Annotated in this window: 21 protein-coding genes; 3 read left to right on the top strand and 18 right to left on the bottom strand. The window is 64.2% G+C overall.

The window, feature by feature from the left end; genetic code table 11:
• Positions 1-269: 269 nt before the first annotated feature.
• Genes glyA through J7359_RS14710 form a run of 5 tightly spaced genes read right to left on the bottom strand, consistent with a single transcriptional unit; the run spans position 270 to position 6,649 of the window.
• Positions 270-1,535, bottom strand: a complete 1,266-nt coding sequence (gene glyA / locus J7359_RS14730; protein WP_209057742.1) for a serine hydroxymethyltransferase — start codon at positions 1,533-1,535, stop codon at positions 270-272.
• A gap of 29 nt (positions 1,536-1,564) precedes the next feature.
• On the bottom strand, positions 1,565-2,092 hold the full coding sequence (locus J7359_RS14725; protein WP_209057741.1) for a sarcosine oxidase subunit gamma family protein: 528 nt from the start codon (positions 2,090-2,092) through the stop codon (positions 1,565-1,567).
• Between the two features lie 10 nt (positions 2,093-2,102).
• The gene (locus tag J7359_RS14720; protein ID WP_209057740.1) at positions 2,103-5,087 is read right to left on the bottom strand and encodes a sarcosine oxidase subunit alpha; all 2,985 of its coding nucleotides are present in this window, start codon (positions 5,085-5,087) and stop codon (positions 2,103-2,105) included.
• On the bottom strand, positions 5,084-5,383 hold the full coding sequence (locus J7359_RS14715) for a sarcosine oxidase subunit delta (protein ID WP_209057739.1): 300 nt from the start codon (positions 5,381-5,383) through the stop codon (positions 5,084-5,086). The genes J7359_RS14720 and J7359_RS14715 overlap by 4 nt, the downstream gene beginning before the upstream one ends.
• Positions 5,384-5,395: 12 nt before the next feature.
• Complete coding sequence (locus J7359_RS14710; protein WP_209057737.1) at positions 5,396-6,649, bottom strand: sarcosine oxidase subunit beta family protein; 1,254 nt, start codon at positions 6,647-6,649, stop codon at positions 5,396-5,398.
• A gap of 102 nt (positions 6,650-6,751) precedes the next feature.
• Between J7359_RS14710 and J7359_RS14705 the strand changes: the two genes are divergently transcribed.
• Entirely contained in the window at positions 6,752-7,777 is a 1,026-nt protein-coding gene (locus J7359_RS14705; protein ID WP_209057735.1) for a GlxA family transcriptional regulator, read from the top strand.
• Positions 7,778-7,959: 182 nt separating this feature from the next.
• Here the strand turns inward: J7359_RS14705 and J7359_RS14700 are convergent, their stop codons facing one another.
• The 13 genes from J7359_RS14700 to J7359_RS14640 form a co-directional block, all read right to left on the bottom strand.
• Positions 7,960-9,033, bottom strand: a complete 1,074-nt coding sequence (locus J7359_RS14700) for a flagellar basal body P-ring protein FlgI (protein ID WP_247740433.1) — start codon at positions 9,031-9,033, stop codon at positions 7,960-7,962.
• A 23-nt stretch (positions 9,034-9,056) separates the two neighbouring features.
• A complete protein-coding gene (locus tag J7359_RS14695; RefSeq protein ID WP_209057731.1) occupies positions 9,057-10,073 on the bottom strand; it encodes a hypothetical protein in 1,017 nt (338 codons plus the stop codon).
• A gap of 2 nt (positions 10,074-10,075) precedes the next feature.
• Positions 10,076-11,533, bottom strand: a complete 1,458-nt coding sequence (flgK, locus tag J7359_RS14690) for a flagellar hook-associated protein FlgK (protein WP_209057730.1) — start codon at positions 11,531-11,533, stop codon at positions 10,076-10,078.
• A 33-nt stretch (positions 11,534-11,566) separates the two neighbouring features.
• Entirely contained in the window at positions 11,567-12,874 is a 1,308-nt protein-coding gene (locus J7359_RS14685) for a flagellar hook-basal body complex protein (RefSeq protein WP_209057729.1), read from the bottom strand.
• Positions 12,875-12,961: 87 nt separating this feature from the next.
• Entirely contained in the window at positions 12,962-13,726 is a 765-nt protein-coding gene (locus J7359_RS14680; RefSeq protein ID WP_209057728.1) for a flagellar motor protein MotB, read from the bottom strand.
• 84 nt (positions 13,727-13,810) lie between these two features.
• Entirely contained in the window at positions 13,811-15,031 is a 1,221-nt protein-coding gene (locus J7359_RS14675; protein WP_209057727.1) for a phenylacetate--CoA ligase family protein, read from the bottom strand.
• Positions 15,032-15,041: 10 nt separating this feature from the next.
• On the bottom strand, positions 15,042-15,863 hold the full coding sequence (locus J7359_RS14670; RefSeq protein WP_209057726.1) for an ABC transporter ATP-binding protein: 822 nt from the start codon (positions 15,861-15,863) through the stop codon (positions 15,042-15,044).
• A gap of 53 nt (positions 15,864-15,916) precedes the next feature.
• Positions 15,917-17,203, bottom strand: a complete 1,287-nt coding sequence (locus tag J7359_RS14665) for an ABC transporter substrate-binding protein (RefSeq protein ID WP_209057724.1) — start codon at positions 17,201-17,203, stop codon at positions 15,917-15,919.
• Between the two features lie 51 nt (positions 17,204-17,254).
• Positions 17,255-18,331: a branched-chain amino acid ABC transporter permease gene (locus tag J7359_RS14660; protein WP_209057722.1), complete on the bottom strand. Its 1,077-nt coding sequence runs from the start codon at positions 18,329-18,331 to the stop codon at positions 17,255-17,257.
• Positions 18,332-18,439: 108 nt separating this feature from the next.
• On the bottom strand, positions 18,440-19,423 hold the full coding sequence (locus tag J7359_RS14655) for a branched-chain amino acid ABC transporter permease (protein WP_209057720.1): 984 nt from the start codon (positions 19,421-19,423) through the stop codon (positions 18,440-18,442).
• Between the two features lie 24 nt (positions 19,424-19,447).
• On the bottom strand, positions 19,448-20,266 hold the full coding sequence (locus J7359_RS14650; protein ID WP_209057718.1) for an ABC transporter ATP-binding protein: 819 nt from the start codon (positions 20,264-20,266) through the stop codon (positions 19,448-19,450).
• 4 nt (positions 20,267-20,270) lie between these two features.
• The gene (locus J7359_RS14645; protein WP_209057716.1) at positions 20,271-20,531 is read right to left on the bottom strand and encodes a hypothetical protein; all 261 of its coding nucleotides are present in this window, start codon (positions 20,529-20,531) and stop codon (positions 20,271-20,273) included.
• Positions 20,528-22,504, bottom strand: a complete 1,977-nt coding sequence (locus J7359_RS14640) for an AMP-binding protein (RefSeq protein WP_209057715.1) — start codon at positions 22,502-22,504, stop codon at positions 20,528-20,530. Before J7359_RS14640 ends, J7359_RS14645 begins: the two co-directional genes overlap by 4 nt.
• 225 nt (positions 22,505-22,729) lie before the next feature.
• Between J7359_RS14640 and J7359_RS14635 the strand changes: the two genes are divergently transcribed.
• Positions 22,730-24,595: a PAS-domain containing protein gene (locus J7359_RS14635; protein ID WP_209057714.1), complete on the top strand. Its 1,866-nt coding sequence runs from the start codon at positions 22,730-22,732 to the stop codon at positions 24,593-24,595.
• Positions 24,592-25,293 carry a response regulator transcription factor gene (locus J7359_RS14630; RefSeq protein WP_209057713.1) on the top strand — a complete coding sequence of 234 codons (702 nt, stop codon included), beginning with the start codon at positions 24,592-24,594 and terminating at the stop codon, positions 25,291-25,293. Before J7359_RS14635 ends, J7359_RS14630 begins: the two co-directional genes overlap by 4 nt.
• Positions 25,294-25,298: the final 5 nt, after the last annotated feature.

The following is a 25,298-nucleotide window of genomic DNA, read 5'->3' as shown; positions in this document are numbered from 1 at the left end:
AGGGGCCCTTGGGCCGGGACCGGGGCGCGGTGCCGTCGATACGGCGATGCCGGCCAGCGCCCCGAGACGGCCGATCCGTCGCAGTATCGTCCCGCGCGGTCAGAGTCAAAGCAAGTTCGTCCGGATCGACAAGCCGATCGCCCGCACCGCGACAGCAGAAGGCTGGGCATGTCCGGTCATGGTGTCAACGGCCGCGAAGGCTCGCGGCCGTTGACATGCAGGTGACAGATCTTCCTAAGGCATCGCCGCCTCGGGTCAGCGGCGCGAGATCACGACGCGTAGATAGGGAAGCGGTCGCAGAGCGCCTTCACCTCGGCATGCGTCGCGGCCTCGGTTTCCGCATCGCCATCCGCATTGTCGGCCAGCGCCCGCAGCACCCGCAGGATCATCGCGCCGATCTGGCGGAACTCGGCCTCGCCGAAGCCGCGCGTGGTGCCGGCCGAACTGCCAAGCCGGATGCCCGAGGTCACGAAGGGCTTTTCGGGATCGAACGGGATGGCGTTCTTGTTGCAGGTCAGGCCGGCACGCTCCAGCGCGATCTCGGCGGCCTTGCCGGTCACGCCCAACGGACGCAGGTCGCACAGCACCATGTGGCAGTCGGTGCCGCCCGACACGATGCCGACGCCGCCTTCGGTCAGCGTGTGGGCCAGCGCGCGGGCATTGGCGACGACCTGCCGGGCATAATTCTTGAAATCGGGGCGCAGGGCCTCGCCGAAGGCCACGGCCTTGGCGGCGATCACATGCATCAGCGGGCCGCCCTGATTGCCGGGGAACACCGCCGAGTTCAGCTTTTTCGCCAGCGCCTCGTCATTTGTCAGGATGATGCCGCCGCGCGGGCCGCGCAGGGTCTTGTGGGTGGTCGATGTGATGACATGGGCATGCGGGATCGGGTCGGGGTATTCGCCCGCCGCGATCAGCCCCGCGTAATGGGCCATGTCCACCATCAGCCAGGCCCCCACCTCGTCGGCGATGGCGCGGAACGCGGCGAAGTCGATCTGGCGCGGATAGGCCGAGGCACCGGCGACGATCAGCTTCGGACGTTCGGCCAGCGCCTTTTCGCGGACCTTGGCCATGTCGATCAGATGGCTGTCCTCTTCGACCTCGTAGGACACAACCTCGAACCACTTGCCCGACATGGTGACCGGCGATCCATGCGTCAGGTGCCCGCCATGGGCCAGCGACAGGCCCATGATCTTGTCGCCCGGATTCAGCAACGCCAGGAACACCGCCTGATTGGCCTGCGCGCCGGAATGCGGCTGGACGTTCACGAAGCCTGCGCCGAACAGCTGTTTCAGGCGGTCGCGGGCAATATCCTCGACCTCGTCCACGAATTCGCAGCCGCCGTAATAGCGTTTGCCGGGATAGCCTTCGGCATATTTGTTCGTCAGCACCGAACCCTGCGCGGCCAGCACGTCGCGGCTGACGATGTTTTCGGATGCGATCAGTTCGATCTGGTCCTGCTGCCTGCCCAGTTCGCGGCCGATGGCGGCGGCGATGGCGTCGTCGGAAATGGCGGGCGTCTTCGTGTCGAGCATCGGGGAACTCCGTTGGATTGTGGGGCGGGTCACAGACCGGCGGCCAGTTCGGCCTCGGTCAACGCCATCAGGTTGCGGACATGGGGCAGGAAGCTGCGCCAGACATCCATGCGGAACGCGGTCGTGCCATCACGCCACAGCGTCACGGTCGCGCTGTCAAAGACGGTGCGGCAGCCGCGCCCCACGGCCAGCGCGCCGACATCGCGGGGGCAGCAGGTCGCCAACAGGTCCAGCACCGATGGACCCGACAGACGCAGGGTGATCTCTCGGTCGCTGATCTCTGTCAGGCTGTGCGGCGCGGTCGGATAGACCGCGGCAGCATCGGCGATCAGGTCGGCCGCCTCGGGGGCAAGGATCAGCCATTCATCGGGGCCAAGGCACAACGCCTCGCGCCCGTCCAACGCGGCCCGGTCGCCGATCCGCGCGGGCAGGTCCAGCCCAAGGGCATCGGCCAGCGCGGCGCGATGATCCGGGCGGACGCGCAGCGATAGCCGCGCGACCGGCGCCAGCTCCTCGATCTGGACCGGGGCTGCGAAGTCGTGTTTCTGCGTGGTCATCGGTTTCTCCTTACGCCTTCAGCCGTTCGCCGGTCGGGTCATAGAACACGGTCGAGGTGATCCGCGCACGCCGCACGCCGTCGGGCATGGGGATGTGGACGACCTCGCCCATCCGGTCATGGCCGCCCTCGATCACTGCCATGGCGATGGGATGGCCCAACGCGGCAGAGTCGTAGGACGAGGTGACATGGCCGACCATTTTCATCGGCAAGGGCTGGTTCGGGTCCAGCACGATCTGCGCGCCTTCTTCCAGCTTGCTGCCATCCTCGGTCAGCAGACCGACCAGCTGCTTGCGGCCCTTGGCAACGATATCGGGACGCGACAGGGACCGCTTGCCCACGAAATCGGGCTTGGCCTTGCCGATCGCCCAGTCCAGCCCTGCATCCTGCGGCGTGACGGTGCCATCGGTGTCCTGACCCACGATGATATAGCCCTTTTCGGCGCGCAGGACATGCATCGCCTCGGTGCCATAGGGGCAGATGTCATAGGATTTTCCGGCCTCGATCAGCGCCGTCCACAGCGCCAGCCCGTGACGGGCGGGCACGTTGACCTCGAACCCCACCTCGCCGGTGAAGGACAGCCGGAACAGCCGCGCGGGAAGGCCGACGACACTGCATTCGGCGACGGACATATGCGGGAAATCGTCCCAGTCCACCCCTTCGACCAGCGGCTTCAGCAGCGCCAGCACATTCGGGCCGTTCAGGGCAACCGTCGCCCATTGCTCGGTCGTCGAGGTCAGCCAGACATTCAGATCGGGCCATTCGGTCTGAAGGTAATCCTCCATCATGTTCAGAACCCGCGCGGCCCCGCCCGTCGTCGTGGTGACGTGGAACAGGTCGCTGGACAGCCGCCCGATGACGCCGTCATCGCGGATGAACCCGTCCTCGCCCAGAAGCAGGCCATAGCGGCAACGGCCCGGCGCCAGCTTGGTCCAGGGATTGGTATACATCCGGTTCATGAACTCGACCGCGTCCGGGCCCGCGACCTCGATCTTGCCAAGCGTCGAGGCGTCGAAGATCCCGACCGAGGCGCGCGTGGCGCGACATTCGCGGGCCACGGCGGCGTGCATGTCCTCGCCGGGCTGCGGGAAATACCAGGCGCGCCGCCACTGGGCGACAGGTTCGAACACCGCGCCGTTCGCCTCGGCCCAGGGGTCGATCGGCGTCTTGCGGGTCAGCTGGAACGTCTCGCCGCGCAGATAGCCGGCGAAGGCGCCGAAGCTGGTCGGCGTATAGGGGGGCCGGAACGTGGTCAGGCCGACCTGCGGCGGCTGTTTCGCCAGCGCGTCGGCGGCGATCATCAGACCGTTGATGTTCGACATCTTGCCCTGATCGGTCGCCATCCCGTTGGTGGTATAGCGTTTCACATGCTCGATCGAGCGCATGCCCTCGCGCACGGCCAGCCGCAGGTCCTTGGCGGTAACGTCGTTCTGGAAATCGACGAAGGCCTTGGCCTTGCCGGCAGGCAGATCGGTCGGCAGTTCCGTGTGGCTGATGCCGCTGCCGGGGCGGTCGTTTCCGACCGGCAGATCGCGCGGATTGCCGCTGCGCGACAGCGCCTCGACGGCGGCCACCCCGGCCTTTACCCCGTCTTCCAGAACCGGACCATAGCCCCACAACCCGCGACCGGCACCCGCGATCTGGCAGGCCTCGGTCTTGCGGTCGGGCAGGAAGGTGTTGCTGTCCGCATCCCAGGCCAGCGAACCCTTGGTATGCGAGAACAGGTGCAGCGACGGAGTCCAGCCGCCTGACATCAAGAGCGCGTCGCAGGCGATCTGGACCGGCTTGCCGACCTTGCCGCCCTGCACCGGATTGACCCGCACCGATGTGATGCGCAGCCGGCCTTTGGTGCCGGTCGCCGTATGGCCCTGCATGACGCGGATGCCGCGCTGCGCGGCGGCGTCGATCAGGTCGGGACGCACATCGCAGCGGGTGTCGATGATGGCCGCGATCCTGCTGCCCGCATCGGCCAGATCGAAGGCGGCATGATACGCGCTGTCATGGCAGGTCAGCACGGCGGGGTTGTCGCCCACGCGCACGCCATAGCGGTTCAGATAGGTCTGCGCCGATCCGGCCAGCATGACGCCGGGACGGTCATTGCCGTCGAACACCAGCGGCTTTTCCAGCGCGCCCTGCGCCAGCACCACCTGATCGGCGCGCACCCGCCACATGCGTTCGCGCGGCGCATCGGCGGGCGGCGTGTCGAGGTGGTCCGTCAGGCGTTCGCACAAGCCCACGAAGTTCTGGTGATAATATCCGATGGCCGTGGTGCGGGTCATCAGCCTGACGCCCGCCGCGCGCAGTTCGGTCAGGCTGGCGTCCAGCCATTCCCATGCGGGCGCCCCGTCGATCATCACCGAGGGATCGGACAGCAACGCGCCGCCCATTTCCGGGTTCTCATCGACCAGCACGACGCGCGCGCCCGATTTCGCCGCGACCAGCGCCGACGCGATCCCGGCCGGCCCGCCCCCCACGATCAGCAGATCGGTGTGCAGATAGCGCGCGGCATAGCGGTCGGGATCGTTCTCGGTCGGCGATTTTCCCAGACCGGCGGCGCTGCGGATGAACGGCTCGTAAACCTTGTCCCAGAAGGATTTCGGCCACATGAAGGTCTTGTAGTAGAACCCGGCGGAGAACAGCATATAGGCGCGGTCATTGATCGCGCCGATGTCGAAGGACAAGCGCGGCCATTTGTTCTGGCTTTCGGTGACCAGCCCCTTGCGCAGTTCCTGCACGGTGGCGCGGGTATTGGGCTCGAACCGTCCCGGATCGCGCGAGGTGCCGATCAGGGCGTTGGGCTCTTCCGAACCCGCCGTCACCGGGCCGCGCGGACGATGATACTTGAACGACCGACCCATCAGATGCACGCCATTGGCCAGCAGGGCCGACGCCACCGTATCGCCGCGCAGACCCTGATAGGTCTTGCCATCGAAGGTAAAGCTGACCGGGGCGGCGCGATCCACGCGACCATGTCCGGGGGTGCGATAGCGGCTCATTCGGCGGCCTCCTTCTTGGTCAGGTCGGGGCGGGTCTCGCCGGCCTTGTAGGTCACGATGAAACGGTCAGTGACGGTGTCCCGCGCCGCGTTGAAGAAGCGTGCGCAGCCATGGACATGGCGCCAGCGTTCGAAATGCGTGCCCCGCGCATTGGTCCGGATGAACAAGAAGTCGCGCCATTCCTCGTCGGACAGCGCCGAGGGATCGGCCGGCCGGGCGATATGCGCCTCGCCGGCATAGGCGAATTCCAGTTCGGGCAGGGTTTTGTCACAATAGGGGCAGTGGATCAGCAGCATGTCTCTTGCTCCTCAATGCGCGACGGCGGCGGCGGCGGCTTCGTCGATCAGCCGGCCGGTGGTGAAACGTTCCAGGGTGAAGGGCGCGTTGATCGGATGCGGCTCGTCCTTGGCGACGGTCCAGGCCAGCATATGGGCGGCGCCGGGCGTTGCCTTGAAGCCGCCGGTGCCCCAACCGCAGTTAACGTAAAGCCCCTTGACCGGCGTCTTGCCCAAGATAGCGGACCGGTCCGGCGTCACATCGACGATGCCGCCCCATTTGCGCAGCATCCGCATGCGGGTGAAGATCGGGAACACCTCGCAGATCGCGGCGACGGTATGTTCGATCAGCGGCAATCCGCCACGCTGGCTGTAGCTGGTATACTGGTCGGTGCCCGATCCGATCACCAACTCGCCCTTGTCGGACTGGCTGATATAGGCGTGGACGGTGTTGGACATCACCACGCAGGGGAAGATCGGCTTCACCGGCTCGCTGACCAGCGCCTGCAGCGGATAGCTTTCCAGCGGCATCCGGACGCCTGCTGTGTCCATCACCACGCTGGTATGACCGGCCGCCGAGACGGCCACTTTCTTGGCCTTGATGAAACCCCTGGCGGTTTCGACGCCGATCACCGACCCGTCGGGGCCGCGACGGATTGCGGTGACCGGGCAGTTCTGGATGATGTCCACGCCCCGCGCCGCCGCCGCACGGGCATAGCCCCAGGCCACCGCGTCGTGACGTGCCGTGCCCGCGCGCATCTGCAGCGCAGCACCCATGACCGGGTAACGGGCATCGGGGCTGATATTCAGCGGCGGGCAGAAGGCCTTCGCCTCTTCCTTGGTCAGCCAGCGGTTGTCGACGCCGTTCAGACGGTTGGCGTGAATATGGCGCTGGAAGGACTGCACATCATGGACGTTATGCGCCAGCATCATCACGCCGCGCTTGGAATACATGACGTTATAGTTCAGTTCCTGGGACAGGTTGTCCCACAGATCCAGCGCGTGGTCGAACAGCCGCGCGCTTTCGTCATAAAGATAGTTCGACCGGATGATGGTCGTGTTCCGCCCGGTATTGCCGCCGCCCAGCCAGCCCTTGTCGATCACCGCGACATTGGTGATGCCGTGTTCCTTGGCCAGGTAATAGGCCGCGCCCAGACCGTGTCCGCCCGCACCCACGATCACCACGTCATACTCGGCCTTGGGCTGACTGTCGGGCCATTGCTCGCGCCAGTTCTTGTGGCCGGTCAGCGCGTTCTTCAGCAGCGACATGGCGGAAAAATGGGTCATGGCACCTGTCCTTGCTTGGCGATTCCTGTGATCGATGGAAAATGCAGGATGCGACACTGCCAGAACTGGATGTTTGCGTCTTTTCGATGTTATATTTGCGCCATGCGCGACGCGACCTTCCCATCCGACACTCCCCGATTGCGGGTCGGCTTTCTGCTGGCCCGAAGGTTCACCCTGTCCGCCTTTGCCAATTTCGTGGATGTGCTTCGTCTGGCTGCGGACGAAGGCGACAGATCGCGCCCGATTCGCTGCACATGGCAGGTCATCGGGACCAACCGCGATCCGGTCCGCTCCAGCTGCGGCGTGGCGATCAGCGCCGACGAGAGGCTGGGCGATCCCTCGCGCTTCGACTACATTGTGGTGGTCGGCGGGTTGATGGACGAAATCGCCCGTATCCCGCCGGATTACGCGGCATTCCTGCATGAGGCGGCAAGACTGGGCGTGCCCCTGGTCGGCGTCTGCACAGGCGCGTTCATCCTGCACCGCGCAGGGCTGATGCAGGGCTATCGCTGCTGCGTCAGCTGGTTCCACCACGACGACTTCCTGGAACAGTTCGACGGGCTGCATCCCGTGTCTGACCGCATCTTCGTGGTGGACCGCGACAGGTTGACCTGTTCGGGCGGCGCAAGTTCGGCGCATCTGGCCGCATTTCTGGTCGATCGCCATATTGGCAAGGCGGCTGCACAGAAAAGCCTGCACATCATGATCATCGATGAGGCGATGGCAGCCGACGATCCGCAACCCGGACTGCCGCTGGAGCTGAAATCGGACGATCCGCTGGTGCGGCGGTCGCTGCTGATCCTGCAGCAGAACATGGACGTCCCGCCAAGTGTCGCCCAGATCGTTGACCGGCTGGGGGTCAGCCGACGCAAGCTGGAACGGCACTTCAACGATTCTCTGGGACTGCCGCCGGCAGAAGCATTCCTGCTGGTCCGCCTGTCTCAGGTCCGATTGCTTCTGATGCGGGACGACCGCACGATCAGCCAGATCGCAGCCGAAACCGGTTTCTGCGATGCTTCGCATCTGATCCGCATCTTCAAGGACCGAACCGGCACGACACCCGAAGCATGGCGGCGCGGCCATTTGTCCGATCCCATTCAGGCCCGGCCTCTCGACCTGAACGCCTAGGGTCGGCAAAGGCTCGTCGAACCACGCATCATCAGCCGGACTTGGACCGTGGCGCGATGGGCTGCATCGCTAAACCCTTGGGCAACGTCACGTTCTTGTCAGCAGCAAATCTTTTGCCATTCGAGAGGTCTGTTGACGGCAGGACCAGAATGCGCTCGCGAACGCCCCGATCCTGCAAGTATCTACTGCACGATCAGGTCGGCATGAAGCGCACCGGCGGCATGAATCGACTTCAGAATATCGATCATGTCTCTAGGCCTCACACCCAAGGCGTTCAGCCCTTCGACAAGATCGCTCAGCGATGTGTTTCCGGCAACTTCCGCAAATCCGATCCCAGGTTCCTCGCGCAGTTCGGCAAAGGTGCGGGGCACGGTCACCGTCTCGCCTTCCGCAAACGGATTGGGCTGCGACACTTCCGGCGCTTCGCTGACGCGCAACGTCAGGCTTCCCTGCGATACCGCGACGCGAGAAATCCGAACTCGCTCTCCCATCACGATCGTCCCGGCCTTGTGATCGATCACGACCTTCGCACGGTCCTCTGGTTCGATCAGAAGGTTTTCGATCCGGCCGACAACCCGCGCGGGATTGACGTCGCCCAGTTCACGAAATTCGACCACGACGGTGCCGCTGTCCTGAGTGACCGCCAAACGCCGATTGAAATCACGATTTATCGCATCCTCGATTCGCGTAGCGGTGGTGAAATCGGCATTGCGCAGCGCGATGCGAATATTCTGCACCTCTGCAAAGTCGAACTCGACCTCACGCTCGACCCGGGCGCCAACCGGGATCGATCCAGCCGTTGGAACACCTTGGACGACGCGCGCTGCCTCGCCCGAGATCGACACGCCGCCAGCGATGATCGACCCCTGCGCGACAGCATAAATATTTCCGTCCGCAGCCTTTAGGGGGGTCATCACCAGGGTGCCGCCAAGCAGGCTTTTGGCATCGCCGATCGTCGACACGCTCACATCGATCCGACTGCCCGAACGGGCAAAGGGCGGCAACGTCGCCGTGACGACAACAGCGGCGACGTTCTTTGAACGCAACGCGTCGTCGGTCACGTTGACACCCAGCCGTTCCAGCAGGCTCGCCAGCATTTCCTCGGTGAAAGGGGCATTCCGAAACCCGTCGCCGGTCCCATCCAAGCCCACCACCAAGCCATAGCCGACAAGGTCATTTCCCCGGACGCCATCAAAATCGGCAAGATCCTTGACCCGAACCGGTGCCGCCGCAAGACTGGCGGGCAGCAGAAGCATCAGCAAGATGACACAAATTCTGTTCACCGCAGGAAATCCACAAGTTTGAGAGAGGAAAGCCGGGCGGTGACGGCATAAAGCGCCTCGAGCTGCGCCTCGACCTGCTTCAGGGCGCCAGCTGTCTCGTAGGGGTCCGCCGCACGCAGGTCATTCCTTGCGATCTGCAACGTCGCAAGCGCTGATGCGCTTTCGGTCTGCGCGCGATCGACGATTTGCTGCCCAAGGCCGATGCGCCCCATCTCGCTCAGCAGGTTGCTGTTGTTGTCCAGCAGGATCTGACCCCCGATCTGCATCAGGTCACGCCGCTCTTGATGCTGGCCGGCCAGGACCCCGCGATCCACCAAGGCGGCAGTCGCAAGCCCTTTGAGGACATCCCGCAACGCCGGCGTTGCAGCACTTGTGGACAAACCGATCGCCTCGCCTTCTCCGATCTCGATCCTCTGTGGCTGGCCAAGCGTCCCCTGATAGGCGACATCCAGGAAGCCACCAGCCCCCTGCGGCGCGTCGAACCATTCCGATACCGCCTGTGCGATATCAGCAGCGTTCGTCAGGCCCGTCGTTGCCATTTCAAGCGCGTCCATGATCTCGGACGCCTGCGCCAGGGCAGCCATATCGCTGTTCAATCCCGAAAACAGGAAGCGGTCTCCGACCGACCGGTTGAAGCGGGCCACCGCCGTCTCGAAGGCTCCGGCGACTTCTCCGGCCCGCATCTCCAGAAGCGATTCGGTCTCGTTGAAAGGTTCAGCGACCAGCGACAAGCCCAACGCGCCCACGTCCGACTGAACCGACACCAGCACATCCTGCATGCCCCGGACGATCAAGGCAGCTTCTGTCGCATTGCGCCTGAACTGGTCCAGACCGGTGATGCGCGCCTCGATATGCCCCAGCACCTGGGTGTTTCCGTTCAGCCGCTGACCGAGATCCGCGACCTCGCCGGTTGCCATTTCATCGGTCAGCGTCGCCAGTGTCGTCTTGAGACGATAGGACGCCGCCTGAAGCGCGAAGGCACGCGCCTGATCACCTATGGAGTGAACGCTCATTTTCAAAGCCTCAGTATCTGATCCATCATCTCTTCGATCGCCTGGATGACCCGGGCGTTCGCGGCGTATGCCTGTTCGTATTGCAGCAGGCGCTGCATTTCGGCGTCACTGTCCACGCCATCGGCCATCAGGCGGCCCGAAATGGTTTCCGACCTGCTGTTTCGCACCGAACTTTCCGACTCGGCAGCGACCCGTCGAAGGGCGACGCGCGATTCAAGTTCTGAGAATCGCGACGACAGTGAGCCATTTCCCTCGAAACCAGCGCCACCCGCGAACGCGGTCGACGCACTCAGCGCGTCCGCCATGGCAAGCAGCAATGTCGAATCCGCGACGGGACCGGAGGACGCGCTTCCCAGCCCGTCACGGACACGAAAAAGCTCTCCTCCCGCGTCGGGGTTCACAAGCGGGTTGAGCGTGATTCGCGCCGAAAGCCCTGTGATCGTCGGAAGTGACGCACGCGCGCCACCATCCGCGAACAGGCCGGGTGCGGTCGCGGGATAAGTCGCATCGATCGCCGCATCCGCCAGGCGTTCGTGAAGATCGAAGGCTAAGGCGTCCAGTTCCATTTGCATCTGCGGGGCCAGTTGATCACGCACCGCGAAATGCGCCGCCAGCGAGCCCCCCTCGAATAACCGCATCTGTGCAGCGGACAATTCGATCCCGTTCTGCAAAATCCGCATGACCGGTGGGGTACCGACCGAAAGGTCAGGCGTCATCTGTCCGACCGCCGAGAATTCGAACCGACTTGGTCGGCTGCCGTCCAGAAGAACGGCACCACCCGTCGTGAAAAGCGCGACTCTGCCGCCGTCGCGCGCCACTTCCTGAACAGGAACGATTTCCGCGATCGCATCGATCGCCGCCTGGCGCTGATCGAGAAGAGACGACGGATCGTTGCCTTCGCTTTCGATGATCGCGATGCGGCGGTTGAGATATGCCACCTGCTCAAGCTTGGTGTTGATGGTCGCCACCTCGGATTCTATGGCCCTGTCGGCGGCGGCACGCGCATCCTGAACGGCACCGGACGCCGCATTCAGCCGTTCAGCAAGCCGTTCGGCGGCATCCACGACCCCGGCCAGACGCAATTCGTCATCCGGGCGCGTCGCGGCGGCTTGGAGGGCATTCGTGAATTCGCCGAGGATTGTCGAAAGGGCACCCTCCTCGCCAGGCAATCCGACGATGTCGCCCATCTGCGACAGAAAATCGAGCCGCGTCCGGGCGTCTGCGCTGCCCGACTGGGCAAGACGGGATTCGGCCACCAAAGTCGCGTTGACAGCACGAGAAATGCCGTCGATCCTGACCCCTCCGCCATAGCCCCCAAGGGTCTGCGCGCTCTGCGTAACCTCGCGTCTGGCGTAGCCCGGGGTCATGATGTTGGCCAGATTCGACGCCACAGTCTCGGTTCCCCGCGCTGTTGCGGTCAAGCCCGACACGGCGTTGTTCAGCGCCTTTGCAATACTCATCCCGGCTCTCCTGGACTGGTGATCTTAGGATCCTCAGCGTTTGATATTGGTGGTTTCCTGCAGCATCTCATCGACGGTCTGAATGATCTTGGCATTCGACGAATAGGCGCGCTGCGTCTGGATCAGATGGGTCAGTTCGGCAGCAACGTCAGTGGTCGATGCCTCGCGTGCGAAACCAAGGATCGTTCCAGTCGGCCCGTCGCCCGCATCCCACAGGAAGAAGCTTCCCGAATCCTGCGACACCTTGAAAGCCTGAGCGTCCAGTGAGATCAGGCCATTCGGGTTCGGCACATCGACCAGCGGAATCTGGTAGAGGGTCTTTACGAACCCGGTGTCGTAGGTGGCCTTGATAAAGCCGTCCTCGTCGATCTCGACGCTGGACAATTGCCCGACAGGTGACCCGTTCTTGGCGATGTTCGTCGGCGAGAAGCTTGCAGAAAGCTGTCGCAGGCCCGACGCGCCAAGGGGCGTGCCGATGAACATGTCTATGCTGCCGCCACCGGCCACTGCAATCGGCAGAACCCCCTCGACCGGATCGTAGGCGGCACCGGTGATCGTGGTCACGGCGGCAATACTGCCACCGCTGGTCGGTGTATCGTCGAAAGTGATTTCATAGCTGCCGGCCAGCGTCACCGGGTCGGTCGCCGTGTCGTGAACACTCATCGTCCAGGTATTCGCGGCACCGGCCACCGGGGTGAAATCGATGTTCAGGGCTTCGGACGTGCCAAGATTGCCGAAATACTCGACGCTCAGCGTCGGCAGCGGATCGCCCGTTCCGGTCGGGTTGGCCTGCGCAGCGGGCAGGTTGACGCCAAGATGGATCTCGGTGGTCGGATCGCCGGCCGTCTGATGGTCTGGAACCCGCACCGGTTCCAGCGAAGCCATCGTGTCGCGTCCGACAACGGGGACGGTCCCATCCTGCATCGCGGGCCAGCCCAACAGCACCAGACCGGATTCGGTTCGCAGCACCCCGTCCTCGTCGGTGCGGAACGCGCCGGTCCGGGTCATCATGAACGGCAACTGCTCGAACCCGTTATCCAGATCTACGGACGATGTGACGGGCAGCATGCCGCGTCCGCTGACCGCGATATCCAACGGATGCGACGTCGTTTCCAGCGCGCCTCCGTCCATGATGTCCCGATAGGTCGAGGCACGGACGCCACCGGCCGAATGCAATCCACCGACCTGGTTCTGATTCAGGACGAAAGCGTTGAATTCCGTTTCCATCCGCTTGTAGCCATAGGTGCCCGAGTTCGCGATATTATCCGAAATCGTCGCCAGGCGGGTGGAGTTCGCCGCCAGGCCGGACACACCGGCGCTCATCGCGGAAGACATCGACATGGGCGTAGATCCTTTTCACATCAGCGTTGATGCCGACTATCGGCCAGACAGCTTAAGATTCGCCTAACCGCACCGGCGGGCGGCCGGTCATCTAAGTAAAATCACCTCGATCCGGTTGTTCACCGGATCCATCGGATTGGCCGACCGGTTCTTGCGGTCCGCATAGCCGGTCACTCGTTGAATGCGACGTTCAGCAAGGTCGGTGCGTTCCAGCAGGTTGCGCACCGCGTGCGCGCGGGCATCGGACAGTGCCCAGACGGGCGAGGCCACCAGCATCTCGGGATAGGATCGGACATGACCGGCGATCGCCACGTCGTTGCGCACATGGCCAAGAACGCGCGCCAGGATCCTGGACAGTTCGACCAGCGCGGGCTGGGGCTGGGCGGTGTCGTCAACGAACAGCGGCTCTCCGGTCAGGTCGGTCAGCTCGATCACCAGCCCCTCGTCCGTCATGCGGGTGACGACGTGCCGCAGCAGGTTCGACAGTTGCATGGATTCTGCACCCGTACCGGTCAGCTGCTGCTGGACATGCTGGGCCAGCTGTTCGAAATCGGCAGATTTCTCGCTGTCGGGCACCTGTTCGAGGATGGCATGGCGGACCCCCTCCTCGACGCCGTCGCCCGCAGCGCCGGGCGTGTGGACGATGGTCGGGTTGAAATAATCGGCAAGCCCCGCCCGCTGTTTTTCGGTCGTCGCGTTCAACAGCCACATCAGCAGGAAGAACGCCATCATCGCGGTGACGAAGTCGGCATAGGCCACCTTCCACGCGCCACCGTGATGCCCGGAATCTGCCGCGGCGGCACCCCGCTTTATGATGATCGTGGGTCCGTTCGGACCTTTTGCCGCCGCCATGTCGCCACCCGTTTCCAAGACTTCGGAAACCAATGTCGCTGCGGCGCGGCGGCCAAACAAGTTAACGGATCAAATGCATTTCATTCAATCATAGCTGCGGCGGTCCTCGATGACCTTGCCATCGTTGGGCAAGCTGCCCGGTGCAACGATCTGCACACGGCCCTTCATCTTTAACGTATCCACCACCGAGGCGGCATAGTTGTCGACCGAATCGGCAGGCGATTCCAGCTGCACCGTCATGATGTCCATCTCGCCCTCTCGGTCGGCGATGACACGGGCGCGCGCGATCTCGGGGTGGCGCGACACCAGTGCAGCGACCTGTTCTGGGCGCACGAACATACCCTTGATCTTGGTGGTCTGATCCGCGCGCCCCAACCATCCCTTGATGCGCATATTCGTGCGGCCACAAGGGCTTGTGCCCGGAAGAACCGCCGAAAGATCGCCGGTCGCGAATCTGACCAGCGGATAGTCGGGGTTCAACGTGGTCACCAGAACCTCGCCGACCTCGCCCTCGGGCACAGGATCGCCGGTGCCGGGGCGCACGATCTCGACGATCACGCCTTCATCGACGATCAGCCCCTCGACCGCCTCGCTTTCATAGGCGATGTTGCCAAGATCGGCGGTGGCATAGCACTGACGCGTGACGATCCCGCGATCCGCATAGCCCTGACGCAGCGACGGAAACAGCGCCCCGCCGCCGACAACGGCGCGCGTAATCGCCAGCCGCTCGCCCATCTCATCGGCGCGGTCCAGAATGATCTTCAGGAAATCGGGCGTACCGGCATAGCAGGTGGTCCCGATATCGACGGCCGCCCTGACTTGCAGATCGGTCTGCCCTGTCCCGGCGGGCAGCACGGCCGCATCGACGGCCCGCGCGGCACTGTCGAACATCATGCCCGCAGGCGTCAGGTGATAGCCGAAGCAGTTCTGGACGATATCGCCACGCCCGACACCCGAGGCGTGCAGGAACCGTCCCAGCCGCCACCAGTCGCCCTCGCGTCGGCCCGGTTCATAGATCGGGCCGGGGCTTTGAAAGATATGATCGAATTCCGCTGCCAGACGGGTGGTATAGCCGCCGAAGGGTGGCGATTTCTTCTGCGCCTCGGACAGTTCCGCCTTGCGGACCACCGGCAGGCGCGCCAGCGCCGCCCGGTCCCTCACCTTGTCCGGATCGACCTCGCGCAGCAGCCTGGCCAGCGCGGGCGCTGTCTTGGCCCGGGCCAGCGTCGCGGGCAATTCCCGCGCCAGCGCCTCTTGCCGCTCGGCGTTATCGCGGGTTTCCAGATCGTCGTAATGGGATGGCATCGCGATCTCCTCAGGCCAGCCAGCGTTTGCGGCGGCGATAGCTGCGCACGTCGCGGAAGGATTTTCGGCCCTCGTCCGACATGCCCAGATAGAATTCCTTGACGTCCGGGTTCTCGCGCAGTGCCGCCGCCGGCCCGTCCATCACGATGCGACCGTTTTCCAGGATGTATCCGTAATGGGCATAGCGCAGCGCGACATTGGTGTTCTGTTCGGCCAGCAGGAAGGTGACGCCCTCGCCCTCGTTCACGGCCTTCACGATCTGGAAGATCTGCTCGACCAGCTGCGGCGCCAGCCCCATCGACGGCTCGTCCAGAAGGATCATCTCGGGGCGCGACATCAGTGCGCGGCCCATGGCGACCATCTGCTGCTCACCGCCCGATGTGTAACCCGCCTGACTTTTGCGACGCTCCCGCAGACGCGGAAAATAGTCATAGACCATCTCGAGGTCGCGCTTGATCGCGGCCGTGCCATCCGCACGGGTATAGGCGCCGGTCAGCAGATTTTCCTCGACGGTCAGATGCTCGAAGCAGTGGCGTCCCTCCATCACCTGAATGACCCCGCGCTTGACCAGCGCAGCCGGGTTCCGGTCGGCGACCCGTTCGCCGCGATAGACGATCGACCCCTTTGTGACCTCGCCCCTCTCGCTTGCCAGAAGGTTCGAGATCGCTTTCAGTGTCGTGGTCTTACCGGCGCCGTTGCCGCCAAGCAGCGCGGTAATTCCGCCCTTGGGCACCGACAGGCTGACCCCCTTCAGCACCAGGATGACGTGGTTGTAGATCACCTCGATATTGTTGACTTCCAGCAGCGTCTCTGGCGTGTCGGCATCGAACATGACGGCCTCCGGATTGCGGTGCCCCGGCGGCGCAAGGCCGCCGGGGACGGTGATCAGTTACACTCGCGCGGGGTGATCCCCGCTTCCTTGGCATAGGCCTCGGAGTCCGCGGCGATCAGCGGATCCAGAACCTCGTTGTCGGGCTCGGTGAATTCGGTGATCAGGTTCCAGGTCTTGGCCGAGGCGTCCCATTGCTGGATACGCGCCATGCCGCTGCCGCCGTGATTGGAACAGCTCAGCGCGATCTCGGGACCGAAATCGGGCAGGCCGATCTCGGCAAGGCGGTCGGTGCTGATCTCAAGATTCTCGAACCCCTCGCGCAGCTGTTCGGGATTGATCTGCGCCGTTCCGGCCAGTTCCTGCGCCTTGCGGATCGCCTCGGCGATGACGACGGCGGCATACATGCCGCGCGAATAGACGGCCGAGCCGACATGTTCGCCGCCCTGGCTGGCCTTGCCCGTATCCAGAACATGGGTCTTCAGATCGTCATACAGCGGGTAATCCATGCCGACCCCGTTGAAGGTCAGCGACTTGTAGCCATTGGCCCCCGCACCCGCCGGACCCACGTCGATCTCCGAACCGGCCCACCAGATGCCGATGAAATTCTCCATCGGGAACCGGATATTGGCGGCTTCCTGGATCGCGACCTGGTTCATCACGCCCCAGCCCCACATCAGGACATAGTCCGGCTTGTCGCGACGGATCTGCAGCCACTGGGATTTCTGCTCCTGCCCGGGCGCCTCGACGGGGATCGCGCTCAGTTCGAAGCCGTGCTTGGCGGCAAGTTCTTCCAGCGTGCGGATCGGCTCCTTGCCATAGGCGCTGTTGTGATAGACCAGCGCGATCTTCTTGCCCGACAGGTCTCCGCCGTTCTCGTCCAGCAGATACTTGATCGCGACCGAGGCGCCGTCCCAGTAGTTCGCAGGGGCGTTGAAGACCCACTCGAACACCTTGCCGTTCTTGGCCGAGGTGCGCCCGTAGCCCGGCGTGTAAAGAACCTTCTTGTCCACGCCAACCTTGGGGATCAGCTGATATGTGATGCCGGTGGACAGCGGGTTATAGACCAGCGCGCCCGTATCCTTTGTGGCCTCGTAACACTCGACGCCCTTTTCGGTGTTATAGGCCGTCTCGCATTCGGGCACCTGGATGATCTCGCCGCCGATGCCGCCATCGCGTTCGTTCAGCAGCGTAAAATAGTCGTTGAACCCATCGGCGTATTGCGTCCCGTTCGCCCCATAGGGGCCGGTCCGATAGCTGAGATTGGGCACGACAAGGTCGGCCAGCGCGGGCGCGGCGGTCACCATGCCGGCCAGCACGAAAGCGGTCAGTTTGGTCTTCATTCGGGTCTCCTCCCAATTTTGTCTTCTGCCGGTTGCCCGGTCTTGTTCATGTCAGTGCGGGAACGGCCACAGCCGCAGCTTTTCCTTGGTCAGCGACCACAGCCGTGCCAGCCCGTGCGGCTCGACGATCAGGAACATCACGATCAGCGCGCCGACGATCATCAGTTCGATATGGGCGGCCAGATCGGTGGGCCATCCCAGCGAGCCGACCAGCACGTTCTTCAGGAAGACCGGCATCATCACCATGAACGCAGCGCCCGCGAAGCTTCCGAAGATGCTTCCCAGCCCACCGATGATAACCATGAACAGGACCAGAAAGCTCTTGTTGATGCCAAAGGCCTCGCCGACCTCGGCCGCGCCCAGATAGACCGCAAACAGCAGCGCCCCGGCGATGCCGATGAAGAAGCTGCTGACGGCAAAGGCCGACAGCTTGGCGGTCAGGGGGTTCACGCCGATGATCTCGGCCGCGATGTCCATGTCGCGGATCGCCATCCATTTGCGCCCCAGCGTGCCGCGCGTCAGATTGCGCGCGATCCAGGCCAGCGCGAAGACGAAGACCAGACAGATCAGGTATTTCGCCGAAGCCGTGCTGGCCGGTCCCGTCACCGCATGCCCCAGGATCGTCCGTTCGGGCGCGGTGATCTGGCCCGAGGCCGAATAGTTGTAGAACCACGGCACCTTGTTGAACAGCCAGACCAGAAAGAACTGCGCGGCCAGCGTCGCGACGGCCAGGTAGAACCCCTTGATGCGCAGGCTGGGCAGGCCGAACAGCACCCCGACCATGGCGGTGATCCCCCCCGCGAGCAGGATGTGGATGACGATGCTGATGTCGGGGAACGCGGTCATCAGCTTGTAGACCGCATAGGCACCTACCGCCATGAACCCGCCCGTGCCAAGGCTGACCTGTCCGGCATAGCCCGTCAGGATGTTCAGCCCCAGCGCCGCGATTGCGTAGATCAGGAACGGCACGAAAACCGCGCTGGCCCAGTAATCGTTGATGACGAAGGGGATGATGCCGAACGCCACAGCCAGCGTGACATAGTATCCCCAGCGATCCAGCCGGATCGGAAAGGTCTGGCCATCGTCGCGATAGGTCGTCTTGAAATCGCCCGCCTCACGATACAGCATCGAAGCCTCCCGCCACATCCGTCATGTCATTGGTTTTCTTGTGCAAAGAAGATGTCGGCTTCTTCTTTGTCCCAATACCCGTTCTTCCGTCGGCCTCGCGCTCCATGGTCAGACCCTCTCGATGATGCGTTCGCCGAACAGGCCCTGCGGCCGGAAGACGAGGAAGATCAGCGCCAGCACATAGGCGAACCAGTTCTCGGTCGCGCCGCCGACCATCGGGCCGATGAAGAATTCGAACAGTTTCTCGCCCACGCCGATGATCAGCCCGCCGACGATGGCGCCGGGGATCGAGGTAAAGCCGCCCAGCATCAGCACCGGCAGCGCCTTCAGCGCGATCAGCGACAGGCTGAACTGCACGCCCGACTTGGTGCCCCACATGATGCCCGCGACCAGAGCGACGAAGCCCGCGATCGACCAGACCATCACCCAGATGAAGCGCAGGCTGATCCCCACCGACAGCGCCGCCTGGTGATCGTCGGCCACGGCCCGCATCGCCCTGCCTTGCTTGGTGTATTGCGCGAAGGCGACCAGCGCCGCGACCAGCAGAGCGGCAATCAGCGTCGCCCAGATGTCCAGCCGGTCGATGAAGAAGCCATAGCCGAACCATTCGGCGGTGGTGCCTTCGATCGCGTCCGAGATGCCCTGCGGCAGACCGACATCCAGCGTCTTGATGTCCGCGCCCCACATCACGTCGCCCAGGCCTTCCAGGAAATAGGCCAACCCGATCGTCGCCATGAACAGGATGATCGGTTCCTGTCCTACCAGATGCTGCAGGACCAGCTTTTCGATCAGGAAGGCCAGAGCCACCATCACCCCGGCAGTCAGCGCGATGGCCAACACCGCAGGCACCGTCCAGCCGAAATGATGCAGGCTGGTGCCAAAGGCCGCGTTGATCAGATGCGCAAAGGGGATCTGCCCCTGCTGGATACCGACCAGCGTCAGCGCCGCGAACAGTGCCAGAACACCCTGCGCATAGTTGAACACGCCCGACGCCTTGAAGATCAGCACGAAGCCAAGCGCGACCAGCGCATACATGACCCCTGTCATCAGCCCGTTCGCCAGCACCTCGGCGGCAAAGAAGAACTGGTCCATCACTCGGTCCCCCGCTTGGTGTCGTCAGTCATGTGCCACCCCCAGATAGGCGTCGATCACGTCCTGATTGCGCCGCACCTCGTCCGGGGTGCCGTCGCCGATCTTTCGGCCGTAATCCATCACCACCACCCGGTCGGACAGGTCCATGACCACGCCCATGTCATGTTCGATCAGCGCGATGGTGGTGCCGAATTCGTCGTTCACGTCCAGGATGAAGCGGGACATGTCCTCTTTCTCCTCGACATTCATGCCGGCCATCGGCTCGTCCAGCAGAAGGATCTGCGGCTCGGCGGCCAGCGCGCGGGCCAGTTCGACCCGCTTCTTCAGGCCATAGGGCAAACGCCCGACCGGCGTCTTGCGAATGTTCTGGATTTCCAGGAAGTCGATGATCTTCTCGACCTGTTCGCGGTTCTCGTTTTCCTCGCGCTCGGCGGCGCCCCACCACAGCGCCTGGCTGAGAAGCCCCGATTTCATCCTGTTCAGGCGACCGGTCATGATGTTGTCCAGCACGCTCATCCCGTCGAACAGCGCGATGTTCTGGAAGGTGCGCGCAATGCCAAGCCGAGCAACCTCATAGGGTTTCATCGGCCCGCGGCGATAGCCCTTGAACCAGACCTCGCCCTCTTGCGGGTGATAAAAGCCCGAGATCACGTTCAGCATCGACGACTTGCCGGCGCCGTTCGGGCCGATGATCGCACGGATCTCGCCCTGCCGGATGTCGAAGCTGATATCCTTGATCGCGACCACGCCGCCAAAGCGCAGCGTGATGTTCTTCATTTCCATCAGCACGCCACCGATCTGGCGGCCATCGGCGGTGGTATAGCCTTCGGTCTTGTCCAACATCGGCTCAGTTCCCCGCGATCAGGCCGATGACGACGCCGTAGAGCGCCACCGCAGGGCCATACTGGATCATCTGTTTCAACGGCAGTCCCGGCCACAGCCGGCTGGCCGACGCCACGCCGAAGCCGCCGGTCAGGGCGCCGGCGACAAGATCGCTCATCCAGACCGGCAGGAAGCCCGGCAGCAACCAGGCCAGGACCAGACCCGCCAGCGCGATCAGGCCGCCGCTGACATAGCTGGGTTTGTAGGTGATCACCGCCCTGTTCATTCCGCCGCCACCTTCTGCCCCTGCGCATCGCCGAAGACCTGTGCATCCTCGATCTTCAGCGTCGCTGTGATCTTGCCCTTGCGGCCATCCTCGTAGGTGACCTCGGTTTCGGTATAGATGCTGTCCGACCCGTCATAGAGTGCGGCGACAAGATCGGCGAACTTGTCGTTGATGACCGCGCGCCGGACCTTGCGCGTCCGCGTCATTTCGCCGTCGTCGGGGTCCAGTTCCTTGTGCAGCACCAGGAATCGGTGCACCTGGCAGCCCGACAGCATCGGATCCTCGGCGACGGATCTGTTCACCGCCTCCACATGTTCCCTGATCGTCGCATAGACCTGCGGATGGCCGGCCAGTTCCTGATAGCTGGCATAGGCGATATTGTTGCGCTCGGCCCAGTTGCCGACCGCGTTCAGGTCGATATTGATCATCGCCGTGCAGTAATCGCGGCCATTGCCGATCACGACCGCTTCCAGGATGTTGGGATAGAACTTCAGCTTGTTCTCGACATATTTGGGCGCGAACATGCTGCCGTCGGCCATCTTGCCCACATCCTTGGCGCGGTCGATGATCCGCAGATGCCCGGTCGCATCCTCGAAGAACCCCGCATCGCCGGTCGCCACCCAGCCCTGCGCGTCCTTGGTCGAGGCGGTGCTGTCGGCATTCTTGTAATATTCGACGAAGGTGCCGGGGCTGCGATAGAAGACTTCGCCATTCTCGGCGATCCTGACCTCGACACCGGGGCTGGGCACGCCGACCGTGTCGGACCGCACCTGCCCGTCGGGCTGCTGGGTGATGAAGACCGATGCCTCGGTCTGGCCGTAAAGCTGCTTCAGGTTGATGCCGAGGCTGCGATAGAAATCGAAGATCTCGGGTCCGATCGCCTCGCCCGCGGTGTAACCGACGCGAACGCGCGACAGGCCCAGGGTATTTTTCAGCGGACCATAGACGAACAGCTTGCCCAACGCATAGGACAGCCTGTCGCCTGTCCCGACCTGCTTGCCGTCCAGCAGCGCCGGACCGACCCGGCGCGCGACCTCCATGAAATGCCGGAACAGCCAACGCTTGACGCGTCCGGCATCCTCCATGCGGATCATCACCGTGGTCAGCTGGTTCTCGAAGACCCGCGGCGGCGCGAAGAAATAGGTCGGCCCGATTTCGCGCATGTCGGTCATCATCGTATGCGCGCCTTCGGGGCAGTTCACCGTGAACCCCGCCCACAGCGCCTGTCCGACCGAAAAGATGAAATCGCCCACCCAGGCCATCGGCAGATAAGCGACGATTTCTTCGCGCTGGCTCAGATGATCGAACTGGGCGCTGTTCTTCGACGTCTCGATGATGTTGCGGTTCGACAGCACCACTCCCTTGGGCTTGCCGGTGGTGCCGCTGGTATACAGCATCACGCAGGTGCTGTCGTAATCCAGCGCCTCGATCCTTGCGTCCAGTTCCGCGCCCAGACGCTGCGCCGCGGCCCGACCCTCGTCCTGCACATCGGACAGCGCGTTCATGCGCGCATGGTCGTATTTCCGCATCCCGCGCTTGTCGTTGTAGATGATCTGTTCGATGCCGGTCACGGTCTCTTCGACCTCAAGCACCTTGTCGACCTGTTCCTGATCGCCGCACAGAACGAAACGCGCGCCGCAATGATCCATCACATAGGCCATCTCTTCGGCGACGGCGTCCTGATACAGCGGCACCGGAATGGCCCCGCACATCTGCGCCGCGATCATGCCCCAGTAATGGGCGGGCCGGTTGCGCCCGATGATCGCCACATAGTCACCCGGCTTCAGGCCCAGGACCAGCAGCCCCAGCGCCAGTGCGCGGATCTCATCGGCTGCCTCGGCCCAGGTCCAGCTTTGCCAGATGCCGAATTCCTTTTCGCGATAGGCCGGCCGATTGCCGAAACGGCCCACGTTCCGCGCCAACAGCGCAGGAATCGAATGCAATTCGCCTGTCGGCGCCTGCGGGTCCGTCATGTATCCTCCCTTGTCGCGGTCTCCTGCCGCGTTGTCCCGGACACCTCCTCCGTGCCCCGGACGCGCCCACTGTTGCCGCCAATCATTGCCGCAGTTTTTCGGAAATCCAACGAAATGTTACGACGCTTTTGCGGATCGCGCCGCGGTGCTATCGCTGCGCAGGGGAGGATCCGACGTGACACGCGAAAGCATGGGGCAGCGCCCTGAAACCAGCGGACGGCACCGATGACATCGGAACGGCTGCGCGCCGACCTGACCCGCTCCGGGCTGAATCTGATCGGGCAGGCGCTGTCGATCTTCGACGCCGATCTGCGGCTGGCCGTCGCCAATGACCAGTATCAGGCGATGTTCGACCTGCCCGAACCGCTGACCCGCCCCGGCACCAGCTTCGAGGATACGATCCGTTTTCTGGTCGAACGCGGCGAATACGGCCCCCAGGACGATCCGGACGCCGCCGTGGCCTTCCGCGTGGAACAGGCCCGGACCTTTCAGCCGCATTATTTTGAACGGATGCGCGCCAATGGCCGCTGGGTCGCGGTCGAGGGCGCGCCGCTGTCCCAGGGCGGCTGGGTGACGGTCTATACCGACATCACCGACATGAAGCGGCAGGAAGCATTGCTGCGCGCCCGGTCCGAGGAACTCAGCGAACAGGTGCTGGATCACGCCGAACGCCTGGCCGCCGCCAACCGCGAACTGGCCGCCACCAACGCCGCCCTGCAAGAGGCGCAGCGCGTCCTGACCCGGACCGAGGCGCGGACCCGCCAGGTGACGGAAATGGTTCCGGCCCATATCGCGCATGTCGATGCAGATTACCGCTACACGTTCTCGAACCGCCGCCTGCCGTCGATCTTTCCCGGCGCGGCGGGCGAGATCGTCGGCCAGACCGTCAGGGACGCGCTGGGAACGGCGACATTCGCCACATTGCAGCCCTGGCTGGACCGGGCGCTGGCCGGTGATCCGCAGGTGTTCGAGATCACGCACCCGACCTCGGGCCGCCGTATCCGTATCGCGCTGACCCCCGACCGGGCGGGGCATGGCGTCTATATCCTGTCGACCGATGTCAGCGCCGAGGTGCAGGCCCGCGAGGCGCTGGCCCATGCCGGCAAGCGCAGTCTGGCCGCGCAGCTGACCTCGGGGATGGCGCATGATTTCGGCAATCTTCTGACCATCATCCTGGGGCTGCAGGGCCGGCTTGCGGCACTGGACCTGCCCGAAGGCGCGGCGCAGGACGTGCAGGCGACGCTGGCCGCCGCCCGTCGCGGCGCGACCTTGCTGGACCGGCTGGCCAAGATCAGCGGCCAGCGCGAATTGTCGCTGCAGCCCGTCGATCTTCCCGCGCTGCTGCGCGACCTCGGCACGCTGGCGCGGCCCTCGCTGACCAAGGGTACCACCCTGATCCTGCGTCTGGACCTGCCCAAGGACCAGTTGCTGCTGGACCCCGGCGCGCTGCAGGATTCGCTGCTGAACCTGATCTTGAACGCCAACGCGGCGATCAACGGGCCGGGCTGCATCACCCTGACCGCCCGCGTCAGCGGCGAATGGATCGAACTGGGCGTCACCGACACCGGGCCCGGCTTCTCGGACGAGGCGCTGGCCCGCGCGACCGAGCCGTTCTTCTCGACCAAGAAGGGCCAGGGTTCGGGGCTTGGCCTGTCGATGGTCTACGACCAGACAAAGCTGGTCGGCGGCACCATGCGGCTGGACAACACCGACAGCGGCGCGCGTGTCACGTTGCGCCTGCCGCTGCGCCCTGTCGCGCGCCAGATGGTGCTGCTGGTCGAGGATGACGACACGATCCGAGCCGATATCCGCGAGATGCTGACAGGGCTGGGCCACGCCGTGCTGGAAGCCGCCAGCCTTGACGAAGCGCGCAGCATGACCGACCTGCCCGGCCTGACGATGATCCTGTCGGACATCCAGCTTGGCGACGGGCTGGGCCTTGATCTGGTTGCGGGGCTGCCTGTCGTGCTGATGACCTCGCTACCCGCCACGGACCCGCTTCGCGCCGGTGCCACCGTGCCGGTGCTGACCAAGCCCTTCACGCCCGCCCGGCTTGCCACGGCGCTGGCAGATGCAAGGATGCCCGCATGACCGACACCCCGCTGATCGCCATTCTGGATGACGAGCCCGAGATTCGCAGGCTTCTGTCGGCGGCGCTGGAAGATGCCGGCTTCCGCACCCAAAGCTTCGCCCGCGCCACCGAATTCGAGGCCGCACTGCGCCGCATCACCCCCGATGCCTGCCTGATCGACCTTGGCCTGCCCGACCGCGACGGGCTGGCGCTGGTCCACCGGCTGGCCACCGAATCGGGTGCGGCGATCATCATCATCTCGGGCCGTGCCCAGGTGCAGGATCGGGTGACCGGGCTGGAACTGGGCGCCGATGACTACATCATCAAGCCGTTCGAGCCGGCCGAGGTCGTGGCGCGCATCCGCGCCCGGCTGCGCCGCCCCGCGCAGACCCCGCGCGGCAGCAGCAGCACGGTGCGGTTTGCGGGCTGGACCGCGGATTTCGACCGCTACCTTCTGATCGCGCCCGACGGGCGCGAAACCCCGCTCAGCCATGCCGAGGCCGAGGTTCTGCGGATGTTCACCGACAATCCCCGCCGGCTGATCACCCGCAGCCAGATGCTGGAAACCCTGGGCGGAGCGGCGGGCGACAGCTTCGACCGCGCGATGGATGTGCGGATCTCGCGGCTGCGCACCAAGCTGGGCGAAGACCCGAAGAACCCCCGCCTGATCAAGACGATCTACGGCGCGGGCTACATCTTTCTGGCCGAAACCGGGTGAGCGGG

Source organism: Paracoccus sp. R12_2 (assembly GCF_017744015.1).
Lineage (GTDB): Bacteria > Pseudomonadota > Alphaproteobacteria > Rhodobacterales > Rhodobacteraceae > Paracoccus.
Note: the sequence above shows the minus strand (reverse complement) of the source record. Positions and strands in the feature narration are given on the sequence as shown.